The organism is Gordonia zhenghanii (genome assembly GCF_021738965.1).
GTDB lineage: Bacteria > Actinomycetota > Actinomycetes > Mycobacteriales > Mycobacteriaceae > Gordonia > Gordonia zhenghanii.
The window spans coordinates 25,031-45,286 of sequence record NZ_JAKKOQ010000009.1; the positions used below are offsets into that span (position 1 = coordinate 25,031).

The following is a 20,256-nucleotide window of genomic DNA, read 5'->3' on the forward strand; positions in this document are numbered from 1 at the left end:
AGGTATACCCAGTGGGCACCGGTGAGATCAGTGGGTTGCACAGTGGTACATCCTTAACGAGAGTGTGAGATGAGGGAGTAATTGAATGGGACTGTGATAATCACCACGCTCCCGCTATCTCTCTCGCCGGTCAATTAGTACCTTGCACAGGTCGGGTCGGCATTTGTGTGCACAGTGAACGCAACCGAGCGATCTTCTCGAATTGGCTTCGGAGAAGAAGGTCTTCTACCTGGGCGGTTGTGCATGTTATTCAGTGTCGCCTGTCTTTCGTGTGCATTCTGTGGTGCTTCGAGGTGGTCGTCGATTCCCGTCCGGGTGGAAAAATCGTGGAGGAGGCAGATCTGCGGCCTGTGCGGTGGCGAGTTGAAAGTGGCGAGAAGAGAGCGCGATGACGGCAATTAGGAAAGAACCCGATGCATTCGCGAGCGAGGATGCTGGAACTCCCGTGGCGCTCGCTGCTCTGCTCACCGGAACTTTCGTCGGGACACTGAGTAACGGTGTGGTCAACGTCCCGTTGTCCCAGATCCTGGCCGAGTTCGATGCTCCGCTCGGTAGCGGCGTCCTGGTAGTCGTCGGGTTCTTGTTGACATTTGCGGCAGGCATGCCGATGGCTGGATACGTCGGTGATCGATTCGGTCGACGCCGGGTCTATTGCAGTGCCCTTGTCGTTACCGCAATTTGTTCGCTCGGCGCCGCTGCTGCTCCCAGTCTGCAGATCCTGATTGCGTGGCGCGCGATGGCAGGTCTCGCTGCGGCGGTGTTCGCGCCGGCGGTGATGGGGCTGATTGCATGGCTGTTCGGTCCGCACCGGCGCGCGCGTGCGGTCGGTGCGTGGGCCAGTGTGAACGGAGTAGGGCAGGCGGTCGGTCCGTCGGTCGGTGGTCTCTTGGCGGACGCCGCGGGATGGCGGTGGGTCTTCGTCCCCCTCGCGCCGATCGCTGTGTTCGGTCTGATCCTCACGGTGCGTAGCGTCCCACGGTATCCAGCGCGGAAGATGCGACTCGACGCAATCGGCGCAGGTTCGTTGACGCTCGGCTCAGCGTCGATGATTCTTGGTGTCACTCTGGTCGGTACCGAATCGACTGCGGGGTGGATCGTGGCAGTGCTTCTCGTATTGTCGGCGGTTCTCGTCGTGCACGCGGTGTGGCATTGTCTGAGAGTTCCGGTGCCGTTCATCGATATTCGTGCGGTGACCGAACCCCGATTCGCACGTAGCGCATGCGCAGCGTTCTCCCAGATGTTCGCACTCGGTGCGACATTGCTCGCGTTTCCGCTGTACGCGACCGGGCAAGGTGCGAGTACCACGCTGTCCGGTGTCCTGCTGTTCGCACTGCCTGCCACGATGGCTCTGCTCGCTCCTCTGGTCGGCCGGTTCAGTGATCGACTCGGCGCCAGACCGGTTCTTCGCGCAGGCTTGGTCGTGCTGGTGATAGGCCAAGTTCTACTCGCGGTTCTCACCGGGGTGACGACTGATATCGGAGTGTCGACGACGGTGGTGCTGGTCGTCACCGGCATCGGTGTCGCGCTGGTGCAGACACCCGCGGCGGCCGGGTCCACTCGATCGGTCGCGGGCGCTCAGGGCACCGGTCTCGGATTGTTCAATCTCCTGCGGTTCGGCGGTTCGGCGCTGGGAGCGGCGTGGGTGTCGGTGGCTCTGCACAGATGGGACTACCCGGTGTTGTTCATCGTTACGGCAGCCGTTGCAGGGGCTGGTCTTGCCGCATCGTTCGTCGGCCGCGATCCGGTTGTGGGCGTCCTTCCCGAACCTGAACTGTCGAGTCAGCCATAGCGCGACTCGCGGGCAAGGGACGATCCCAGGCCGTCTAGTAGTTCGAGGCGGAGGGCGAGCCACACACTGAACTGATTCTCCGGTAGACGGATGTCGCACCCGCATGCGCGCGACAATCGCTCGATCTTGGACAGCATCGTGTTCCGGTGCATGTTCATCGCCCGGGCCGTCGCGTTCACGTTCCCGCCGTGCTCGAGATAGGAGAGCAGAACGGAGTGCAATTCGGCACCAGCCCGAACAGGTCCCAGTGTGTCGGCGGTGAACTGGCGACTACGGGCGGTGTCCGCGATCTGTTCGAGCACACCGAACGACCGAAGCTCCTGATGCGCGACAGCGCCGGTGATGTGCATGCGATCGGCGATACCGAGCGCGACACGGGCCTCGCGGTAGCTGTCGCGAATGTCGGTGGCACCCACCGCTGCTGGCCCGTATGCAACTGCGGACCGCGCGTGCCCACGGGCCGCCAGGTCGTCGGCCATCGCGACCGCGTACCGGCGGACCTCGTCCTCGATCTCGGTCGGTGTCGTAGCCAGGACAGTTCGGACTACGACGACGATGTCGCCCAGCACTGTCAAGTAGGAGCGGACGTTTTTGTGCGGCAGGAGACTCGCAGCGTACCGCGCGAGCCGGAGTAGGGATCTGTCTACGTGATGGTCGGCCGCCGCTGTAGGTGACCCGTACGTTCGAGTGACGAATACGGCGAAGGTCGCATCAAGGTCTATGTCGTGGAACTCGGCTCGGGTCTGCATCTCATGCTTGGTGCCGAATCCTCCGTGGACCAGTGCCTGAACGAAGTCGCCGCGCGCTCGTTCCTCGGCTTCCTCGACGCTGCGCTGTCGAAGCATCTCCGAGCCGATGATGGCAGTGGCCTGGTCGGCGACGACTTCGCGCTGGGCGAGCTCGTGTACACCCTGATTCTTGCCGGGGTGCAGGATCACGACCTGCCCCTCGAAATACTTGCCTAGACGGATGGGAGCGACGGTGCACGACCACTCGCCGTTGGGGGTTTGGAGAGTCGTCGTGACGGTGTCGTGATTGTCGCCGTGCGACGCGCGATCGACGAGATGTTCTTGAAGCGGCGGGAGGATCAGGTCGAGCGGTTGCCGGGTCAGTCCGTGGTGCGCAACCGTCTCGCATCGTGCATCGAACACCACAGCCGGGGAATCAGACAGCGACGAGACCTCCTTGAGGAGCGTCGACATGCCTGCACCCCGGTGCAGCAGACCGGCGAGCGACTGGTGGACGTGAGAGGCATACCGCATGACGTGCACCTCTTGGGTGAGAGTCCGTTCGGCGAGCAGTCGGTTGAGCGCAGCGAACCCGATCGGCAGGGGCACTTCGATAACCGTCAGGCCGTCCGGAACGTCGTCGGAATCGATCGAGGTGGGAAACGGTCCGTCGACGAGCAACGCCGACGATCCTCGAGACAGCAACGACGTGAAGGTCGAGGCCTTGGCAGCGAGGGACTCCGGACGTGCGTAGACGATCGTCGCATCGAGCCTGTCGTAACGGACCATCACTTCAGCTAGTGGGAGCGCCCACGTCACGGGAGCGTTGTTGTCGGTGTAGTCGGACACCGTTCGGGCTCCCTCCATAAGGGGCTCGTCGAGTAATCCGCCGAGTGTCAGTCGGGGGTGCGGTTCCATCGGACTCTACTTTCCCCGGGGCTGCCGGAGCGGAGATGTTGGAGCGTCGGGAGATCTGTGCGTTCTATGTATGCATCATCAGATACCAAGTCGAATCGCACCGCAACTATGTGCATAACAGTCAAGTTTGGAAGAACTTCGAGGCTACTTTGACAGTTTCGTGTATGCGGATGATCAGGTTTCATGAACGCAGCGTCGCGACCAGGCGGCGCAACCCCCGAAAGCACGCGATCGAAGGTTTCTCATGTATCAGGTTCTGCGCATCACACTCGACGACGCCCTGCCGATTCTTGCGGCAGGCGCCGCGAAGGCCGCCGAGGTCGGCGTCAAGCAGACGCTCTGTGTCTGCGACGACGGTGGCAACGTCGTCGCGCTTCATAGGCTCCCCGGCGCTCGAATCACCGGGGTCGAGATCTCGATGGCAAAGGCTTACACGGCTGCAGGTCATGAGCGTGCAACCCACCTTTTCAATGAGCCACCGAACGGACCTGCACTGCCTGGAAACGAAGCATTCGGGATCTCGCATATGCTGCCCGGCAAATTCGCCACCTTCGTCGGCGGGTTCCCTCTCGTTCACGAAGGGCAGGTGGTCGGCGGTATCGGAATCAGTGGTGGAAATGGCGCCCAAGACAAGGCTGTTGGGGCCGCCATGCTGGCTGGGTTCGAATCAGTCGTCGCCGCCGCCCGGTGACGTGCACTCTGGCCGAATAATCGACTTTGCTTAGGACACAATGGCCGTGGCATTGAACACAGTCCCCTTCTAAAGTCGCAATTATCGAAAGCGATGAGGGCGAAGCTTTTCGATTATCTCTCTGAAATCCGAGAGATTCCACCACAGCCCACCGATATCGACGTCAATTCTGGAAAGGAATATCGACATGACTGAGTTCATGAATCGCGACGACTTCCGCGCCGCGTTGGAGAATGCGATCAAGGGTCGCGAGGCGAAGAACGCCTCATTCAGCAAAGCCTGGGCGGATGGCACGCTCACCAAGGATCACTTCGCGCGTTGGGCGGAGAATCACTTCCATTATGTCGGACCTTTCGCAGACTATCTCGCGAATATCTACTCGAACACGCCTGAGTATTTCACTGATGCGAAGGACTTCACCTTGCAGAACATGTATGAGGAGGAGTTGGCGGATATCCGCCACACGGACCTGCTCATCAAGTTTGGTGAGGCCTGCGGTACCACTCGTGAGCGCATCGAAGACCCCAGCAATATGAACGCGATTACCCGTGGTCTTCAGTCCTGGTGCTACGCGGTGTCGCAGCGTGAGCACTTCGTCGTCGCTACCGCGGCGCTCGTCGTCGGCCTGGAGTCGCAGGTGCCGAGTATCTACAAGAAGCAGATCGTCCCGTTGCGTGAGGTCTACGGCTTCACCGAAGACGAGATCGAGTTCTTTGATCTGCACATCACGTCGGACGTCGTACACGGCGAGCGCGGCTACCAGATCGTGCTCGACTGCGCAGACACCGTCGAACTGCAGCAGCGCGCGCTGCAGCTGGTGCGCTGGGGCGCTGAGATGCGGTTCTCGTACACCAAGGGGCTGTACGACACCTACGTCGCTCCGGACCTGGAGTCGGCCGGAGTCTGACCATTGATCGCCGTGAGGGCCTGCGAAGCCAGGCCCTCACGGAGTCCTGCGCGGAGAGGAAGAGACATGGCCGACGATTCGCAGGCCGTTCAAGCCGACACCTGTGGGTGGGTGGTTGCCGCTACGACGCGGGATCTGAAGCGGCGCCGAAAGCTACGTGTCGACGTGGACGGCGTCGCGATCGCGTTGTTCGCAGCCGGCGAGAACATATACGCGTTCGAGGACGCGTGCATCCATGAAGATCGTTCGTTGTCGAAGGGCACGTTGCTGCACGGTCGGGTGATTTGCCCGGGTCATCAGTGGCAATTCGACCTGGAGACCGGATACGAGTCCGACCAGGAGCTTTGTCAGCCGACCTATCCGGTGCGTCTGGATGACGAGGTCGTGTACGTAGACATGTCTGCACGCCGCCCGGACGAAGCCCATCAGGGAAGAAGGAACCCATGAGCATCAAGAATATTGCGGTCGTCGGAACGGGTCATGCCGCGACGTCCACGGCCCGGTCCTTGCGGCGTCGAGGATTCGACGGCTCGATCACTTTGATCGGCGACGATCCGCATGAGCCCTACCAACGTCCACCGCTGTCGAAGGAGTATCTGGCTGGAGATGCCGACGGCTCATCGATAGCCTTGTTCACGCCGAAGATGCTCGCGCAGAACGACATCGCCGTCCGGTCTGGTGTCCGTGTCGACAAGCTGGATGTCGCGGGTCGCACTCTGGAGCTGAGTGCTGGCGGTTCGTTCACCGCAGACGCAGTGGTTCTTGCTACCGGCGGGCGACCGCGTACTCTGCCGGACTTCCCACCCGGGGCGCCGGGCGTCCATTACCTACGGTCGTTTGACGATGCCGCGCGGTTGCGGGACAGGCTTCGTGCCGGCAATCGGCTCGCCATCATCGGCGGTGGATTCATCGGCCTCGAGCTCGCAGCTACGGCGCGGGACCTCGGCCTCGCTGTCACAGTGGTGGAGGCAGGTACCAGAGTGCTCGAGCCGCGTCTCGGGTCTCGACTCGCAGAGTTCTGTGCCGACCTGCACCGTGAAGCCGGCGTCGATCTGCGCTGCGGCGAAGGAGTGTCGTCGGTCGAGCGGACCGTGGACGGCATGCGGCTGCATCTCGCAGGTGGTACGGCCGTGGACGTCGACGATGTAGTGGTGGCCGTCGGGATGGTGCAGAACACCGGACTCGCATCAGCCGCTGGGTTGCAGGTCGACAACGGGATCGTCGTCGACGCGTGCGGGCGTACCGCGAGTCCCGGAGTGTTCGCGGTGGGTGACGTCGCATCCCGCTACTCGGAGTCGGCTGGACGGCATGTGCGTGTCGAGCACGTGGACAACGCGAACCGCCAGGGCGCCGTTGTCGCGCGTGCGCTGCTCGGAGAGGAGGAGCCCGACGACAGTCCGCCATGGTTCTGGTCGGATCAGTACGAGTTCAACATTCAGTTCACCGGAGATCATCGTGGAGCCGACGAACTGGTGATCCGCGGGACCATAGCTGATAGCGAGTTCTCTGCGTTCTATCTGTGCGAGGGGCGCCTGGCGGCAGCATTCGCGGTGGACCGTGGTGAGGACGTCGTCTTCGCGCGGGAGATGCTCGGCGCGTCGTTCGACAAGGCGATGCTTGCGGACCAAGACATCGACCTTTGGGAGCTCAGCGAGCGAAGTGGAGCATTGGCATGAGCGGCCATGCCCCCGTCGTCGGGGCGAACCTCGTCGGTGGCGATTGGGTGCAGGCTGCTTCCGGAGCCGTGTTCGGCAGCGTCGAGCCCGCCGACCCCCGCAGAGTCGTGGGGACGTTCCCCGAGTCCTCCGCCGAGGATGTTCGGGCGGCGGTCGACGGACTTAAGGAAGCTGCGCCTGAATGGGCCGCGACCTCGCCGGAATGCCGGGCCAGCATCCTCGAAGCTGCTGCTGATGCGCTCGAGTCTCGAGCTGCGCAACTCATCGAAGAGATGTCGCGTGAAGAAGGCAAAACCAGGGCAGAGGCTTCAGTCGAGGTAGGGCGGACGCCGATGAACTTGCGTTTCTACGCTGCCGAGGCGATGCGCTCAGGCGGTCAGACCTTTCCGGCAGCAAACGGGACTCTCGTGTATACGGTTCGCGAACCGGTCGGGCTCGTCGGAGCTATCACACCCTGGAACTTTCCCCTCAACATTCCGTCCCGGAAGATTGGACCCGCGCTGGCGGCAGGCGACACAGTGCTGTTCAAACCGTCTGAATTGACGCCACTCATGGGGCAACGGCTCGTTGAGGCGTTGATCGCGGGAGGCCTGCCGCCGTCAGCGATCGCACTAGTCCAAGGCGGGAGCACGGCGGGTGCGGCAATCACGGCTGACGAGCGGGTCGACGCCGTGACGTTCACGGGTTCGACCGATGTCGGGCGTGCGATCCATCGACAAGTCGGACCCGATCGGCGCGTCCAACTGGAGATGGGCGGTAAGAACCCCACCGTGGTGCTCGCCGACGCAGATATTGAGATGGCCGCAGCGATCGTGGTCAAAGGTGCATTCGGTCTGTCCGGACAGGCGTGCACTGGAACGAGCAGGCTGATCGTCGTCGACGAGATCCACGATGCGCTGGTGGACGCGGTCGTCGCTCGCGCAGAGAAGATCACCGTAGGAGCGGGCTTAGACCCCGGTGTGATGATGGGTCCCTTGGCGAGCGAATCACAGCAGAGAAAGTATCGCGAGTACGTAGCGGCCGGGGTGGCTGAGGGGGCTGTGCTGCGAGGTGCGGTCTCGTCAATCGACGGCCCCGGATACTTCGCTCGTCCAGTGGTCTTCACCGACACCACTCCGGGTATGCGGATCGTGACAGACGAGATCTTCGGACCTGTTCTCGCCGTGCAACGTGCCCGCGATTACGACGAGGCCGTATCGCTCGCGAACGCAACGGGCTTCGGGCTGAGCGCCGCGATCATCACGCGCGACGTCGGTCGCGCGATGGCGTTCGCGGACGAATCGAGGACCGGTCTCGTGAAGATCAATCAGCCGACATCCGGAATGGCGATGAACGCGCCCTTCGGTGGATACAAGGCCTCGAGCACACAGACATTCAAAGAACAGGCTGGTGCGTCGATGATGCAGTTCTACCAGTCCGAGAAGACGATTTACCTGACGTCGGCTGGATGACGGCTCGACACAAAGGAGAAGGACGAAACATGGAGTTCAAGCGTGTCGCCCGGTCGGGTCAGGTACCCGAAGGCATCGTGCGACGTTTCTATGCCGGCGATTATGAGGTCGCGGTGTCTCGCCTCGACGGGACGGCCTACGCCACATCCAACTACTGCTCGCACCTGGACTGCTTGCTCTCGTCGGGGAAACTCGTACAGGACGGCATAGGGTGCTCCTGTCACGGCAGTGCTTTCGATCTGGAGACAGGGGAGCCGATCTGTCCTCCCGCTACGGAGCCGATCAAGACGTATCCATGTGAAGAGCGTGACGGCGAGATCTTCGTAGGCATCGACCCGGCGGAGCCTCCGGAGGGGCCGCGGCGCCGCAAGCTGCGGGCTGCGACATGACGACGCGAATCGGTCGGCCGTCGACGATGGCGACGCGAGGCATGGTTGCGAGTTCGCATCCGCTGGCGAGTACGGCGGGCCTCCAGGTTCTGGCGTCAGGGGGCAATGCAGTCGACGCCGCGCTGTGTGCCGCCGCGATGACATGGATGACGCTGCCCGGACAGTGTGGAATCGGAGGGGATGCATTCGCCGTGGTCTCCGAGCCGGACGGTTCGGTATGGACGGTCAACGGAAGCGGTTACGGCCCGGACGGCGGGTCGGCCGACTTCTACCGGGATGCGGGCTTTGCTGCGATACCGCTCGACGGACCGCTCGCAGTGGCGGTCCCGGGTGCACCCGCTGCGCTAGCCGCCCTACACGCACGTGGTGCGACGCGGAGTCTTGAGGAGTTGTGGGAACCGGCGGCTCGCGTGGCCGAGCAAGGACTCCCGTGCTCGGCGAAGACTCGCGATGACGTGCGCGAAGCGCTCGAACCGATTAGCAATGATCGAAATCTGCGGGAGGCACTTACCGATGACGGGCAAGTTCCGCTGATCGGTTCACGGCGCAGCCATTCTGAACTGGCTACAACGATCAGAAGACTGGCGGCCGACCCGGCTTCGTTCTACACGGGCGAGCTGGGCGAGCGGTGCGTCGACGCTCTGCGGTCCGGTGGCGCGCCGTTCACCGGCGAGGAATGGCTGGCGAGCGGGGTCGTTGCCCCACAGAGTGCGTTGACGACACGATACGGCGGTGCCGTGATTCACCAGACGCCGCTGCCGTCAGCCGGATGGATGGTGTTGCAGCAAGCCCAGTTGTGTGGGTCTGACCTCGGAATGACGCCGTGGCTGAGTGCAGACGCGATTCAACGGATGACGGGCGCTGCTCGGTTGTCGTTTGAGGACCGGTTCAGTCTGTGTGGCGCTGACAATGACGGTGCTGAACACGTACTGACCGCAGGTTCGATAGCCCAAGGGCGCGCCCGTCTTGCCGACGGGCTGGTCGGCTCTCGGCAGTTCGCGGTGTCGGGCGGGGACACTACGTCGCTGGTGGTCGTAGACAGCGACGGCAGATCCGTCAGTTTCATTCACTCTCTCGCGTTCACCTTCGGCGCCAAGTTCAGCGTGCCGGGCACCGGCATCGTTCTGAACAACAGACTCGGCAGGGGAAGCTATCTGATAAATGGTCATCCCAACGAGGTCCGACCACGGCGAAAGCCACTGCACACATTGAACGCGTGGGTAGTCACCGACGACGCCGGGCGGTTGTCGGCAGTCGGGAACACTCCAGGCGGAGACGGACAGGTGCAGTGGAACATGCAACTGCTGTCGCATCTCCTCGATCATGGACTCGACCCGCAAGAAGCTGTGAGTGCTCCTCGTTTCACCGTGTTTCCTGGGGCAGACGCGAACACGATCGGTATGGAGCACGAAGTGCGGGTCGAGACATCGGTCGCGCCAGACGTACGAGCCGAGCTGCGGAGGCGAGGCCACGTCGTGCGCGACGTCACGCCGTTCGGTGAACCCGGTAGCGCCCAAGTGATTTCCGCCGACCCGCGGGGGATTCTGCTCGGTGGGAGCGATCCACGACAAGAAGGAGTGGCTCTTGGCCTCGAATGAGATGCGTGCCGAGCCAGTACCCGGTCCCCAGGGACGGTACGTACCCGTGACGCGTAGCGGATCGACGATCAGGACCGCGGGCATGACACCACGGCGTGACGGTCGCTTGGTGGTGACGGGTCGCGTGGGCGAAAGCGTGGAGATCCCGCAGGCAAGAGAGGCCGCAGGCCTCGCCGCTCGGAATGCGATTGCCGCGGCCCGGTCCGTCGTTACCGAAGGGGAACGGCTGACGTTTGCTGAAATGACTGTCTACATCGCGTGCAGTAGCGACTTCACTGAACTCTCGGCTGTCGCGGACGGCGCATCAGATGCCGCGGCGGAGGAAGTCGGCGCGAATGGACTGCCGGCGCGCAGCGCCGTCGGAGTGTACGCGCTGCCTGGTGGATCGCCGGTTGAAGTCGCGCTCGTGGCGGAGGTCGTTACGACATGACGGTTACTGCCCGCCCGCAGGCGCGGCCCTTGGTGTCCGTCGTCCGCATGCTCGGTCCGTCGCATCACGTCGGTCTGATGATTGCATTGACATTCGTCACCGGGATAGTCGACGCAGGCGGCTATCTCGGGTTGGACAAGGTGTTCGTCGGCAATATGACTGGCAATGTCGTGATCCTCGGAATGGGGGCCGCGGGAAGCGATGGGCTGCCGGTTCTAGGCCCTGCGCTGGCGTTGGTCGCATTCATCTCCGGTGCAGGTGCTGCAGGTGTGACGCTCCGCTCCGCGCGTTCGGGGTGGGGCGGTCGTGTGACCGCGGTCGCGGTGGCATCAACGATCCTGGTTGCCGTTACCGCAGTCACGACAGGAGTGTTGCCCGATACGTCTGCGTCGCAGGTCAGTGCCGCGGTGATGACCGCGTGCGCAATGGGTGCGCAGGCTGCAGCTGCACGAAAAGTCGGCGTAGCAGACGTCACCACTGTGGTTGTGACCTCAACGATCACGGTATGGGCGATCGACGCCTTCGCGCGCCCTGGGTTTGCGACGATTCTGAATCGGCGCGTGATCGCGATCATCGCAATTCTGTTGGGCGCCCTGACGGGAGCACTACTCCTTCAAGTCGCGTTGTGGATGGTGTTCGCCGCCGCGGCGGGCATCAGCGCGGTGGTCGTCGCGATCGGGCACCTTGGCTCTCAGCATGAGATGGGCGTCTCCGACTGACTAGCTGTCCGGTCAGAACTGTCGCTCGACGAACTGCGGCTGCTCGCGTGCCAACCCGGCCTTGCGGGCGATCGCGGAGTTGCGGCCAGTCAGGAGTCGGGCCTGCAGCGCTTGTTCCACGGGAAACGACAGGCGTGAGCCGGTGTACCACGTGTTCTCGAACAACGACTTCGAAGCGGCGACGGCGTCCGGCGATCGCTGCTTGATCTGTGCGATCAGGGCGTCGGCGTCGCCGAACGGGGCGTCGGACACTCCGCTGACCAGACCCCAGTCGAGGGCCTGATGCGCGCCGAACGCCTCGCCGGTCATGGTGAGTCGCTTGGCGACGTCGATGCCGGTGAGTTGGGCGATGCTGGCCGACAGCGACATATCGGGGATCAGCCCCCACTTGGCTTCCAGGATCGACAGGTCGGTATCGGTTGCGGCGTAACGGAAATCGGCACCGAGAGCGATCTGCAGACCGCCGCCGTAGCAGTGGCCGTGCAGGACGGCGATCACCGGGACGGGGACGCTGCGCCACGCCCATCCGGCGTTCTGAAAGTTGTTCGCCGCCGACGCTCGCTTGGGAATCAGGTTGCGCATGATTCGGCCGCGCTCTTTACCTGCCGATGCGAAGTCGAGGCCGGACGAGAACGACGCTCCCTCGCCGGCGAGGACGACGGCGCGAATAGTGCGGTCCTTGGCTGCCAGGCGGGCCGCCGCAGCGAGATCGTCGAGCATGTCGAGGGTGAGCCCGTTGTGCTTCTCTGGACGGTTGAGCCGAACGTGGGCCACCTCGTCGTGCACCTCATAGCTGATGTCGCTCATGCGTCGACGGTATACGCAGGGCATCCCGTCCGGGCGACCCCGCAACTCGTGGCGTAACTCACACAAGACTTGAGCGGATATCAGTCAACTGCGGGGAATGAACCACGTGGTCGCGTAGTTGAACGAGGCAAGAAACCTGAGTGATAGAGACTCAACTAGGTTGACGGGATGAAATCAGACCGGTAGACCTGAGCCGAAGGCACTGAGGTTTCGGCTTGTAAGAGTTCCAAGAAGACCATCAGGCCCACAGGCCCACGAACCAACCGGCTTCGATAAAAGCCGCCTACAAGGAGGAACACATATGTCCCGTGCTGTCGGAATCGACCTCGGCACCACCAACTCCGTGGTGTCCGTTCTGGAAGGCGGCGAGCCCACCGTCATCGCGAACGCTGAAGGCTCCCGCACCACCCCGTCCGTCGTCGCGTTCGCTCGTAACGGCGAAGTCCTCGTCGGACAGCCCGCCAAGAACCAGGCGGTCACCAACGTCGATCGCACCATCCGTTCGGTCAAGCGCCACATGGGCGAAGGCGACTGGACGGTCGAGATCGATGACAAGAAGTACACGCCGCAGGAGATCAGCGCCCGCACGCTCATGAAGCTCAAGCGCGATGCCGAGTCCTACCTGGGCGAAGACGTCTCCGACGCCGTCATCACCGTTCCCGCGTACTTCAACGACGCACAGCGTCAGGCGACCAAGGAGTCGGGCCAGATCGCCGGACTCAACGTACTGCGCATCGTCAACGAGCCGACCGCCGCCGCTCTGGCCTACGGCCTCGACAAGGGCGAGAAAGAGCAGACCATCCTGGTCTTCGACCTCGGTGGCGGCACGTTCGACGTCTCGCTGCTCGAGATCGGCGACGGTGTCGTCGAGGTCCGTGCGACCTCCGGTGACAACAACCTCGGTGGCGACGACTGGGACGAGCGCATCGTCGAATGGCTCGTCGACAAGTTCAAGGCGGTCAACGGAATCGACCTGACCAAGGACAAGATGGCCAACCAGCGCCTCCGCGAGGCTGCCGAGAAGGCCAAGATCGAACTGTCGTCGTCGCAGAGCACGTCGATCAACCTGCCGTACATCACGGTGGACGCAGACAAGAACCCGCTGTTCCTCGACGAGCAGCTCTCGCGCAGTGAGTTCCAGAAGATCACCAACGATCTACTCGAGCGCACCCGCAGCCCGTTCCAGGCCGTCATCAAGGACGCAGGCATCGCAGTTGGCGACATCGACCACGTGGTCCTCGTCGGCGGCTCGACGCGTATGCCTTCGGTCACCGAGCTGGTCAAGGAACTGACCGGCGGTCAGGACCCCAACAAGGGAGTCAACCCCGACGAGGTCGTCGCTGTCGGTGCTGCCCTGCAGGCAGGCGTTCTGCGCGGTGAGGTCAAGGACGTTCTGCTCCTTGACGTGACACCGCTGTCGCTCGGCATCGAGACCAAGGGCGGCGTCATGCACAAGCTGATCGAGCGCAACACCACCATTCCGACCAAGCGCTCGGAGACTTACACGACGGCCGAAGACAACCAGCCGTCCGTGCAGATCCAGGTGTTCCAGGGGGAGCGCGAGATCGCTTCGCACAATAAGCTCCTCGGCTCGTTCGAGCTGGGCGGCATCGCACCCGCGCCGCAGGGTGTCCCGCAGATCGAGGTGACCTTCGACATCGACGCGAACGGCATCGTTCACGTCACCGCGAAGGACAAGGGCACCGGCACCGAGAACAGCATCCGCATCCAGGACGGCTCGGGTCTGTCCAAGGATGAGATCGACCGCATGGTCAAGGACGCTGAGGCGCACGCCGACGAGGACCGCACTCGCCGCGAGGAGGCCGAGACCCGCAACCAGGCGGAGTCGCTGGTCAACCAGACCGAGAAGTTCCTCAAGGAGAACGAGGACAAGGTTCCCGACGACGTCAAGACCAAGGTCGAGGCCGCGGTCACGGACGCCAATGAGGCTCTGAAGGGCACCGACTCGGCTGCGATCCGCACCGCTATTGAGAAGCTGTCGGAGGAGTCGCAGGCCATGGGCCAGGCGATCTACGCCAACGCTCAGGCAGAGGGTGACACCGCAGCCGCTGACGAAGGCGACGACGTCGTCGACGCCGAGGTCGTGGACGACCCCGCGGAAGGTGATAACAAGTGACCAACCCCGAGACCGGCTCTCCGGAACCGGACGAGGTCGTCGACGAGACGGTCGAGGCGCCTGCCGACGAGGTCACCGCTGAGACCTTCGAGGAAGAGCCCGTGGACGTCGAGCCCGCTGCAGAGGACGCAGCGGACTCGGCCCCGGCCGACGCGCAGGTCACCGAGCTGACCGAGGCGTTGCAGCGGGAGCGCGCGCAGTTCGCCAACTTCCGTCGCCGTAGCGCGGAGGAGGCTCTGCAGTCGGTGGCTCGCGGCAAACAGGTTCTCGTGGAGAAGCTGCTACCGATCCTCGACGACTTGGACCGAGCCCGCGAGCACGGCGATCTGGAAGAAGGACCGCTGCGTGCACTGTCCGACAAGTTGGGCGAGGTCCTCGCGGGCGAGAAGCTCGTCAAGTTCGCCGAGCCCGGCGACGACTTCGACCCGGAGATCCACGAAGCGATTCAACACGAAGGCAGTGGTGACACGCCCGTCCTCGGGCTCGTCTACCGCGCCGGATACCGCCTCGGCGACAAGGTGATCCGCACCGCGATGGTCACCGTCACCGATCCGGCCTGACGCAGTTCATGCCGGTCGAGCGTGACGCGCGTGCGCCGGTCGAGCGTGACGCGCGTGCGCCGGCCGAGCGTGACGCGCGTGCGCGGACGAGCGTGACGCGCGTGCGCGGACGAGCGTGCTTTTTGCTGGTCGAGCGGAGTCGAGACCTCGGATCTCGACTCCGCTCGATCGGCGAGGGGGCTCGATCGGCGAGGTCGGATCTCGTACCCGATAATCACAAACACAGACTTATTACAGGAGGTGACGTCTGATGGCACCACAGCGTGAATGGCTGGAGCGCGATTTCTACGCAGACCTCGGCGTTTCTTCCGACGCCACGGCGGAGCAGATCAAAAAGGCCTACCGAAAGCTGGCTCGCGAACTGCATCCGGACGCGAATCCCGGAGACACAGCAGCCGAGGAGCGCTTCAAACGAGTGTCGGAAGCCCACAGCGTGCTCGCCGACGACGAGAAGCGCAAAGAATACGACGAGATGCGGAAGCTGATGGCCGGCGGCCGTTACCGCGCCGACGGAACGGGAGGCGGGGGATTCCCCGGCGGGTTCAGCGGAGGCGGCGGGGCAGGCGGCTTCGACATCGGCGACCTGTTCGGCGGCGGTGGCGGAGCAGGCGGGGCTGACCTCGGGGACGTGTTCGGCGGCCTCTTCGGAGGCGGCGGAGGCGGACGCACGCGAGGAGCGAGCACCAGCCCGCGTCAACGTCGTGGCAACGACCTGGAGACCGAGACGACCCTCGCGTTCCGCGACGCCGTTCAGGGCACGACGGTGCAGTTGCGGGTCACGAGCCCGTCGCCGTGCACCAATTGTCATGGCAGCGGCGCGAAGCCGGGCACGAGCCCGCGAACATGCGCGTCGTGCAGCGGCTCCGGATTCATCAGCCGCGACCAGGGTCACTTCGGTTTCTCGGAGCCGTGCCCGGACTGTCAGGGCACCGGCACCAAGATCGACGATCCGTGCCGGGACTGCTCCGGTTCGGGCATCACGGTCCGGCCGCGCACCATCAACGTCCGCGTCCCGCAGGGCGTCGAGGACGGACAACGCATCCGACTCGCCGGGCAAGGCGAGGCCGGACGACGCGGCGCTCCGTCGGGCGACCTGTACGTGACAGTCCACGTGATGGCCGACAAAGTGTTCTCCCGCAACGGGAACGACCTGAAGGTCGAGTTGCCGGTCTCCTTCTCGGAGTTGGTGCTCGGTGCGACGGTCTCGGTTCCCACGCTGGACGGCTCGGTCGGCGTCAAGATCCCGGCCGGGACGTCGGACGGGCGTACTCTGCGGCTCAAGAACCGTGGCGTCCCGAAGCGTGCGGGTGGTGCAGGTGACCTGCTGGTCACGGTGAAGGTCTCGGTGCCGTCGAAGCTCGACGACTCCGCGACCCAAGCATTGAAGGCGTACGCGGAGGCCGAGAAGGCGAGCGGATTCGATCCACGAGACGGATGGGCGCGGTGATGCACGATGGCTACGGAAGAGCCACGAGGTAACCCAGGGGATCCATTAGGCAACCCCGGCGAGCTCGCCGCGACGTACCTGATCTCGGTAGCGGCCGAGTTGGCGGGCATGCACGCGCAGACTCTGCGCACGTACGACCGTCTCGGCATCGTCACGCCACAGCGCACCAGTGGCGGCGGACGACGCTACAGTTCGCGCGATGTCGAACTGCTCCGAGAGGTGCAGCGACTCTCGCAGGACGAGGGCGTGAACCTCGCGGGCGTGAAACGCATCATCGAGTTGACTGACCAGGTCGACGCATTGCGCTCCCGGGTGCTCGAACTGCAAGGCGAACTCGAAGCGGTCCGAACCGCAGTTCGGCCGGGTGCCGAGCTCGTCCCGGTTCCGCACACCAACGCGCTTGTCGTGTGGCAGCCGCGCCAGCGCAGGCGCAAGCGCTGATCGTGCGCAGTCGTCATTCGCCGAACTCTGGTCAGTCGCCGAATTCCGCCAGGTAGTAGCCCGACATCTCGGGGGAGTAGCTGGCGAAGTCGACTGCAGTGACGTCGACGCCGGTCTCGGCGGCGACCATTCGATCGAGGTAGTAATCCCAGCCTGGTCCGACGCCTTCCGCCATCTTCGGGTCGGGGACGTCCTGCGCGAACGTCAGCGTGGTGACGCCGTCGGACTCGTCGAGGTCGAGACGCAACAGCCAGTGCTCGGGATCCTTGCTGTCGTAGGGCATCGATGTAGTCATCCGCAGCCGTCGAGGGCGGACGCATTCATCGATGCGGAAATGCTCAGCCGGAATGTCGTCGCCTTCGAACAGCATCTGGAACTTCACGTGGCCGTCGGCCGGGTCTCCAGTCCACGTGCCGATCCAACGGGCCAGTCGTTCGGGTTCGGTGACGGCGGCCCAGACGTCGTCTATCGGCGCGTGGAAAGTGCGTTGCCATTCGCAGTAGGTCTCGCCGCCGTGGTCGCGGCGGCGCCCGGTGGGGGTTGGACTGTTCATGCGCTGTGCTCCTTGCTCCGGTCTTCTGTGGAGTTCTCGGCTCGGGTCGTACTGACGTCACGTTCTCGAGTGGTTCGACGTACTTCGAGGTCGAGGGCGTCGAGTGCTCGTTCGGGAACCGGTGGGCTGCCGCGAAGCGTCGCGAGGTAATCGCGCACCGATTCGAGGCCCTCGTGCGCGATTGCGTAGTGCCGCTCACGCCCCTGGGTCGTCGCGATGACGAGCGAGGCTTCGGAGAGAATGCGCAGATGCTTGCTGACAGCCGGACGGCTGATCGGATACTCGGCTGCGAGATCGACGACCCGCGCCGAACCGGCGGCGAGCCGCTGTAACAGCCGTCGTCGCACCGGGTCGGCGAGTGCGTCGAATGCGTCCATAGGCTATTGGTAACTGAATGGTTACCAATAGTCAAGGGGCGAAGGGTGCGCTCACGCGATGCACAGAAGGGGTCAGAGTTGATACTCCTAGACTGAGGAAGCGGGTGACTACACCTCCGGGAACAAAGCGACACTCGCCAATGTTGAGTCGAACAGACTGAACCTTGGAGGTGTCATGTCCGAGAACATTTCCGTTCCCGTCCTGTTCGTGCCAGACCTGATCGTGCTCCCCGGGATGGTCGTCCCGGTGCCCCTCGACGACGCCGCACAGGCGGCCGTCGACGCGGCGCGTGCCCCCTCGACTTCGTTCGGGGAGCAGCAGGACGGCAAGATTCTGATCGCACCCCGACTCGACGACCGCTACCCGACCCACGGCGTGATCGCCTCGATCGTGCAGGTCGGGCGTGTGGCCGGGCAGGAGCAGTACGTCGCGGTCGTCCGCGGCGAGAAGCGCGCTCACATCGGGTCCGGAACCACCGGTCCGGGCGCAGCGCTCTGGGTCGACGTCGACCTCGTCGACGACGCGACCGCCACCGAGCAGACCAAAGAGCTCGCCGACGACTACCGGAAGGTGGTCTTGGCGATGCTGCAGCGCCGTGAGGCGTGGCAGGTCATCGACGCGGTCAACAAGCTCACCGACCCGTCGGCCCTCGCCGACACGGCCGGGTACTCGTCGTGGCTGTCGAACGAACAGAAGCGCGAGCTCCTGGAGACCGCTGACGTCGACGAACGGTTGCGCCTGCTCATCGGCTGGACCAACGAGCATCTCGCGGAGACCGAGGTCAACGACAAGATCGCATCCGATGTCCGGGACGGCATGGAGAAGACCCAGAAGGAGTTCCTCCTGCGCCAACAGCTCAACGCCATCCGCAAGGAACTCGGCGAGGACGAGCCCGACGGCGCCGACGACTACCGCGGACGGGTCGAAGCAGCAGATCTGCCGGAGAAAGTCCGCGAGGCCGCGGTTCGCGAGGTCGGAAAGTTGGAGCGCTCGACGGATCAGAGCCCGGAAGCGGGCTGGATCCGCACGTGGCTCGACACCGTTCTGGACCTGCCGTGGAACACCACGACGGACGACTCTACTGACCTCGCGGGCGCCCGCGAGATCCTCGACGCCGACCATCACGGACTGGACGATGTGAAGGATCGGATCATCGAATACCTCGCGGTTCGCAGCCGTCGCGCCCAGCGCGGCCTGTCCGTCGTGGGCGGACGCGGGTCGGGCGCCGTCATGGTGCTCGCGGGTCCGCCCGGAGTCGGCAAGACCTCGCTCGGCGAATCCGTCGCTCGGGCACTCGGCCGTACGTTCGTGCGCGTGGCGCTCGGCGGCGTCCGGGACGAAGCCGAGATCCGCGGGCACCGTCGTACGTATGTCGGCGCGCTGCCCGGACGCATCGTCCGCGCCATCGGCGAGGCGGGTTCGATGAACCCCGTCGTCCTGCTCGACGAGATCGACAAGGTCGGTTCGGACTACCGCGGCGACCCGTCGGCCGCGCTCCTGGAAGTCCTGGATCCGGCGCAGAACCACACGTTCCGCGACCACTACCTGGACCTCGATCTGGATCTGAGCGACGTCGTGTTCCTGGCCACCGCCAACGTCGTCGAGAACATCCCGTCCGCACTGCTCGACCGCATGGAGCTCGTGACGATCGACGGATACACCGAGGACGACAAGGTCGCCATCGCGCGGGACTACCTGGTCCCACGACAGATGGAACGTGCCGCGCTCGCCGCAGACGAAGTCGTGATCACCGATGAGGCACTGCACGAGATCGCCGCGAACTACACCCGAGAACCAGGTGTGCGACAGTTCGAGCGCCTCGTCGCTAAGACCTTGCGCAAGGTGGCGGTGAAGGGGTCCGAAGGATCTCCGGTGTCCAGTGATTCCGGGGGCGACGGTCTGATCACCGTCGACGTCGGCGATCTCGTCGACTACCTGGGTCGTCCGCGGTTCACGCCGGAGACTGCGGAACGCACTGAAGTCCCTGGAGTGGCAACGGGATTGGCGGTCACCGGTATGGGCGGCGACGTGCTGTTCATCGAGGCGCTGAAGGCTGCGCCGACGGACGAGAAGGCGGTCGGCCCGCAGCTGAAGCTGACCGGGCAGCTCGGTGACGTGATGAAGGAGTCCGCGCAGATCGCGCTCAGCTACGTCCAGGCGCACGCCGTCGACTTCGGCATCGACCCGGCCGCGTTGAACGGCACGGTGCACATCCACTTCCCGGCGGGAGCCGTCCCCAAGGACGGGCCGTCGGCGGGCGTGACCATGGTGACGGCGCTCGTCTCGATGTTGACTGGGCGGCGAGTGCGCAGCGATGTCGGCATGACCGGAGAGGTGACTCTCAACGGCCGCGTCCTGCCGATCGGCGGCGTCAAGCAGAAACTGCTTGCCGCGCAACGCAACGGGTTGCGGACGATCTTCATCCCGCAGCGCAACGAGCCCGATCTCGACGACGTTCCGGCCGAAGTCCTCGAGGCCCTCGACGTGAAGCCCATGACCGACGTTGCTGAGATCGTCGCGCAGGCATTGGAAGACGTCTCGGCAGTGGTGAGCGACGCAGCGTGATGTGAGACGGCCGGGGGGGGGGCGGGGGGGGGCGGGGGCCCGCGGGGCAGACCCCCAGGAGCCGGAGGGGCA

The 20,256-nt window shown here is 64.2% G+C and carries 19 protein-coding genes; 15 read left to right on the top strand and 4 right to left on the bottom strand.

The features are described from left to right. Nucleotides 1-388: 388 nt before the first annotated feature. Entirely contained in the window at nucleotides 389-1,789 is a 1,401-nt protein-coding gene (locus tag L5G32_RS11910) for an MFS transporter (RefSeq protein WP_237011272.1), read from the top strand. Here the strand turns inward: L5G32_RS11910 and L5G32_RS11915 are convergent. Next, nucleotides 1,780-3,435, bottom strand: a complete 1,656-nt coding sequence (locus tag L5G32_RS11915; RefSeq protein WP_237011273.1) for a PucR family transcriptional regulator — start codon at nucleotides 3,433-3,435, stop codon at nucleotides 1,780-1,782. The two genes, L5G32_RS11910 and L5G32_RS11915, sit on opposite strands and share 10 nt — an antisense overlap. A 244-nt stretch (nucleotides 3,436-3,679) precedes the next feature. Here L5G32_RS11915 and L5G32_RS11920 point away from each other — a divergent pair, with 244 nt between their 5' ends. From L5G32_RS11920 to L5G32_RS11960, 9 genes are all read left to right on the top strand, one after another. After that, entirely contained in the window at nucleotides 3,680-4,126 is a 447-nt protein-coding gene (locus tag L5G32_RS11920) for a GlcG/HbpS family heme-binding protein (protein ID WP_237011274.1), read from the top strand. Nucleotides 4,127-4,313: 187 nt separating this feature from the next. Then, entirely contained in the window at nucleotides 4,314-5,033 is a 720-nt protein-coding gene (locus L5G32_RS11925) for an iron-containing redox enzyme family protein (RefSeq protein ID WP_237011275.1), read from the top strand. Between the two features lie 66 nt (nucleotides 5,034-5,099). Then, a complete protein-coding gene (locus tag L5G32_RS11930) occupies nucleotides 5,100-5,480 on the top strand; it encodes a Rieske (2Fe-2S) protein (protein ID WP_237011276.1) in 381 nt (126 codons plus the stop codon). Continuing rightward, nucleotides 5,477-6,709 (top strand): NAD(P)/FAD-dependent oxidoreductase, encoded by a 1,233-nt coding sequence (locus L5G32_RS11935; protein ID WP_237011277.1) that lies wholly within the window; start codon nucleotides 5,477-5,479, stop codon nucleotides 6,707-6,709. The genes L5G32_RS11930 and L5G32_RS11935 overlap by 4 nt, the downstream gene beginning before the upstream one ends. Beyond that, on the top strand, nucleotides 6,706-8,160 hold the full coding sequence (locus tag L5G32_RS11940) for an aldehyde dehydrogenase family protein (protein ID WP_237011278.1): 1,455 nt from the start codon (nucleotides 6,706-6,708) through the stop codon (nucleotides 8,158-8,160). Before L5G32_RS11935 ends, L5G32_RS11940 begins: the two co-directional genes overlap by 4 nt. A 29-nt stretch (nucleotides 8,161-8,189) precedes the next feature. After that, nucleotides 8,190-8,549: a Rieske (2Fe-2S) protein gene (locus L5G32_RS11945; protein WP_237011279.1), complete on the top strand. Its 360-nt coding sequence runs from the start codon at nucleotides 8,190-8,192 to the stop codon at nucleotides 8,547-8,549. Then, complete coding sequence (locus L5G32_RS11950; RefSeq protein ID WP_237011280.1) at nucleotides 8,546-10,147, top strand: gamma-glutamyltransferase family protein; 1,602 nt, start codon at nucleotides 8,546-8,548, stop codon at nucleotides 10,145-10,147. Before L5G32_RS11945 ends, L5G32_RS11950 begins: the two co-directional genes overlap by 4 nt. Before the next feature lies 1 nt (nucleotide 10,148). Beyond that, nucleotides 10,149-10,577, top strand: a complete 429-nt coding sequence (locus L5G32_RS11955) for a RidA family protein (protein WP_237011292.1) — start codon at nucleotides 10,149-10,151, stop codon at nucleotides 10,575-10,577. Beyond that, a complete protein-coding gene (locus L5G32_RS11960; protein WP_237011281.1) occupies nucleotides 10,574-11,296 on the top strand; it encodes a DUF1275 family protein in 723 nt (240 codons plus the stop codon). The genes L5G32_RS11955 and L5G32_RS11960 overlap by 4 nt, the downstream gene beginning before the upstream one ends. 12 nt (nucleotides 11,297-11,308) lie before the next feature. Here the strand turns inward: L5G32_RS11960 and L5G32_RS11965 are convergent, their stop codons facing one another. Further along, nucleotides 11,309-12,103 (bottom strand): crotonase/enoyl-CoA hydratase family protein, encoded by a 795-nt coding sequence (locus L5G32_RS11965; protein ID WP_237011282.1) that lies wholly within the window; start codon nucleotides 12,101-12,103, stop codon nucleotides 11,309-11,311. A 301-nt stretch (nucleotides 12,104-12,404) separates the two neighbouring features. Between L5G32_RS11965 and dnaK the strand changes: the two genes are divergently transcribed. The 4 genes from dnaK (at nucleotide 12,405) to L5G32_RS11985 (ending at nucleotide 16,688) form a co-directional block, all read left to right on the top strand. Beyond that, the gene (gene dnaK / locus L5G32_RS11970) at nucleotides 12,405-14,240 is read left to right on the top strand and encodes a molecular chaperone DnaK (protein WP_237011283.1); all 1,836 of its coding nucleotides are present in this window, start codon (nucleotides 12,405-12,407) and stop codon (nucleotides 14,238-14,240) included. Beyond that, on the top strand, nucleotides 14,237-14,800 hold the full coding sequence (grpE, locus tag L5G32_RS11975) for a nucleotide exchange factor GrpE (RefSeq protein WP_237011284.1): 564 nt from the start codon (nucleotides 14,237-14,239) through the stop codon (nucleotides 14,798-14,800). The genes dnaK and grpE overlap by 4 nt, the downstream gene beginning before the upstream one ends. A 250-nt stretch (nucleotides 14,801-15,050) precedes the next feature. Continuing rightward, nucleotides 15,051-16,247 carry a molecular chaperone DnaJ gene (gene dnaJ / locus L5G32_RS11980; protein ID WP_237011285.1) on the top strand — a complete coding sequence of 399 codons (1,197 nt, stop codon included), beginning with the start codon at nucleotides 15,051-15,053 and terminating at the stop codon, nucleotides 16,245-16,247. A 6-nt stretch (nucleotides 16,248-16,253) separates the two neighbouring features. Next, a complete protein-coding gene (locus L5G32_RS11985; RefSeq protein WP_237011286.1) occupies nucleotides 16,254-16,688 on the top strand; it encodes a heat shock protein transcriptional repressor HspR in 435 nt (144 codons plus the stop codon). A gap of 31 nt (nucleotides 16,689-16,719) precedes the next feature. Here the strand turns inward: L5G32_RS11985 and L5G32_RS11990 are convergent, their stop codons facing one another. Beyond that, nucleotides 16,720-17,241, bottom strand: a complete 522-nt coding sequence (locus L5G32_RS11990; protein ID WP_237011287.1) for an SRPBCC family protein — start codon at nucleotides 17,239-17,241, stop codon at nucleotides 16,720-16,722. Then, nucleotides 17,238-17,618, bottom strand: coding sequence for an ArsR/SmtB family transcription factor (locus L5G32_RS11995; protein WP_237011288.1), 381 nt, complete (start codon nucleotides 17,616-17,618; stop codon nucleotides 17,238-17,240). Before L5G32_RS11995 ends, L5G32_RS11990 begins: the two co-directional genes overlap by 4 nt. A 175-nt stretch (nucleotides 17,619-17,793) precedes the next feature. Between L5G32_RS11995 and lon the strand changes: the two genes are divergently transcribed. After that, the gene (gene lon / locus L5G32_RS12000) at nucleotides 17,794-20,184 is read left to right on the top strand and encodes an endopeptidase La (protein ID WP_237011289.1); all 2,391 of its coding nucleotides are present in this window, start codon (nucleotides 17,794-17,796) and stop codon (nucleotides 20,182-20,184) included. Nucleotides 20,185-20,256 lie beyond the last annotated feature (72 nt).

Excerpts from the sequence above, each read along its gene's own strand:
- L5G32_RS11910 (WP_237011272.1), top strand. The coding sequence starts at position 389 with ATGACGGCAATTAGGAAAGAACCCGATGCATTCGCGAGCGAGGATGCT.
- L5G32_RS11915 (WP_237011273.1), bottom strand. The coding sequence starts at position 3,435 with ATGGAACCGCACCCCCGACTGACACTCGGCGGATTACTCGACGAGCCC.
- L5G32_RS11920 (WP_237011274.1), top strand. The coding sequence starts at position 3,680 with ATGTATCAGGTTCTGCGCATCACACTCGACGACGCCCTGCCGATTCTT.
- L5G32_RS11925 (WP_237011275.1), top strand. The coding sequence starts at position 4,314 with ATGACTGAGTTCATGAATCGCGACGACTTCCGCGCCGCGTTGGAGAAT.
- L5G32_RS11930 (WP_237011276.1), top strand. The coding sequence starts at position 5,100 with ATGGCCGACGATTCGCAGGCCGTTCAAGCCGACACCTGTGGGTGGGTG.
- L5G32_RS11935 (WP_237011277.1), top strand. The coding sequence starts at position 5,477 with ATGAGCATCAAGAATATTGCGGTCGTCGGAACGGGTCATGCCGCGACG.
- L5G32_RS11940 (WP_237011278.1), top strand. The coding sequence starts at position 6,706 with ATGAGCGGCCATGCCCCCGTCGTCGGGGCGAACCTCGTCGGTGGCGAT.
- L5G32_RS11945 (WP_237011279.1), top strand. The coding sequence starts at position 8,190 with ATGGAGTTCAAGCGTGTCGCCCGGTCGGGTCAGGTACCCGAAGGCATC.
- L5G32_RS11950 (WP_237011280.1), top strand. The coding sequence starts at position 8,546 with ATGACGACGCGAATCGGTCGGCCGTCGACGATGGCGACGCGAGGCATG.
- L5G32_RS11955 (WP_237011292.1), top strand. The coding sequence starts at position 10,149 with ATGCGTGCCGAGCCAGTACCCGGTCCCCAGGGACGGTACGTACCCGTG.
- L5G32_RS11960 (WP_237011281.1), top strand. The coding sequence starts at position 10,574 with ATGACGGTTACTGCCCGCCCGCAGGCGCGGCCCTTGGTGTCCGTCGTC.
- L5G32_RS11965 (WP_237011282.1), bottom strand. The coding sequence starts at position 12,103 with ATGAGCGACATCAGCTATGAGGTGCACGACGAGGTGGCCCACGTTCGG.
- dnaK (WP_237011283.1), top strand. The coding sequence starts at position 12,405 with ATGTCCCGTGCTGTCGGAATCGACCTCGGCACCACCAACTCCGTGGTG.
- dnaJ (WP_237011285.1), top strand. The coding sequence starts at position 15,051 with ATGGCACCACAGCGTGAATGGCTGGAGCGCGATTTCTACGCAGACCTC.
- L5G32_RS11985 (WP_237011286.1), top strand. The coding sequence starts at position 16,254 with ATGGCTACGGAAGAGCCACGAGGTAACCCAGGGGATCCATTAGGCAAC.
- L5G32_RS11990 (WP_237011287.1), bottom strand. The coding sequence starts at position 17,241 with ATGAACAGTCCAACCCCCACCGGGCGCCGCCGCGACCACGGCGGCGAG.
- L5G32_RS11995 (WP_237011288.1), bottom strand. The coding sequence starts at position 17,618 with ATGGACGCATTCGACGCACTCGCCGACCCGGTGCGACGACGGCTGTTA.
- lon (WP_237011289.1), top strand. The coding sequence starts at position 17,794 with ATGTCCGAGAACATTTCCGTTCCCGTCCTGTTCGTGCCAGACCTGATC.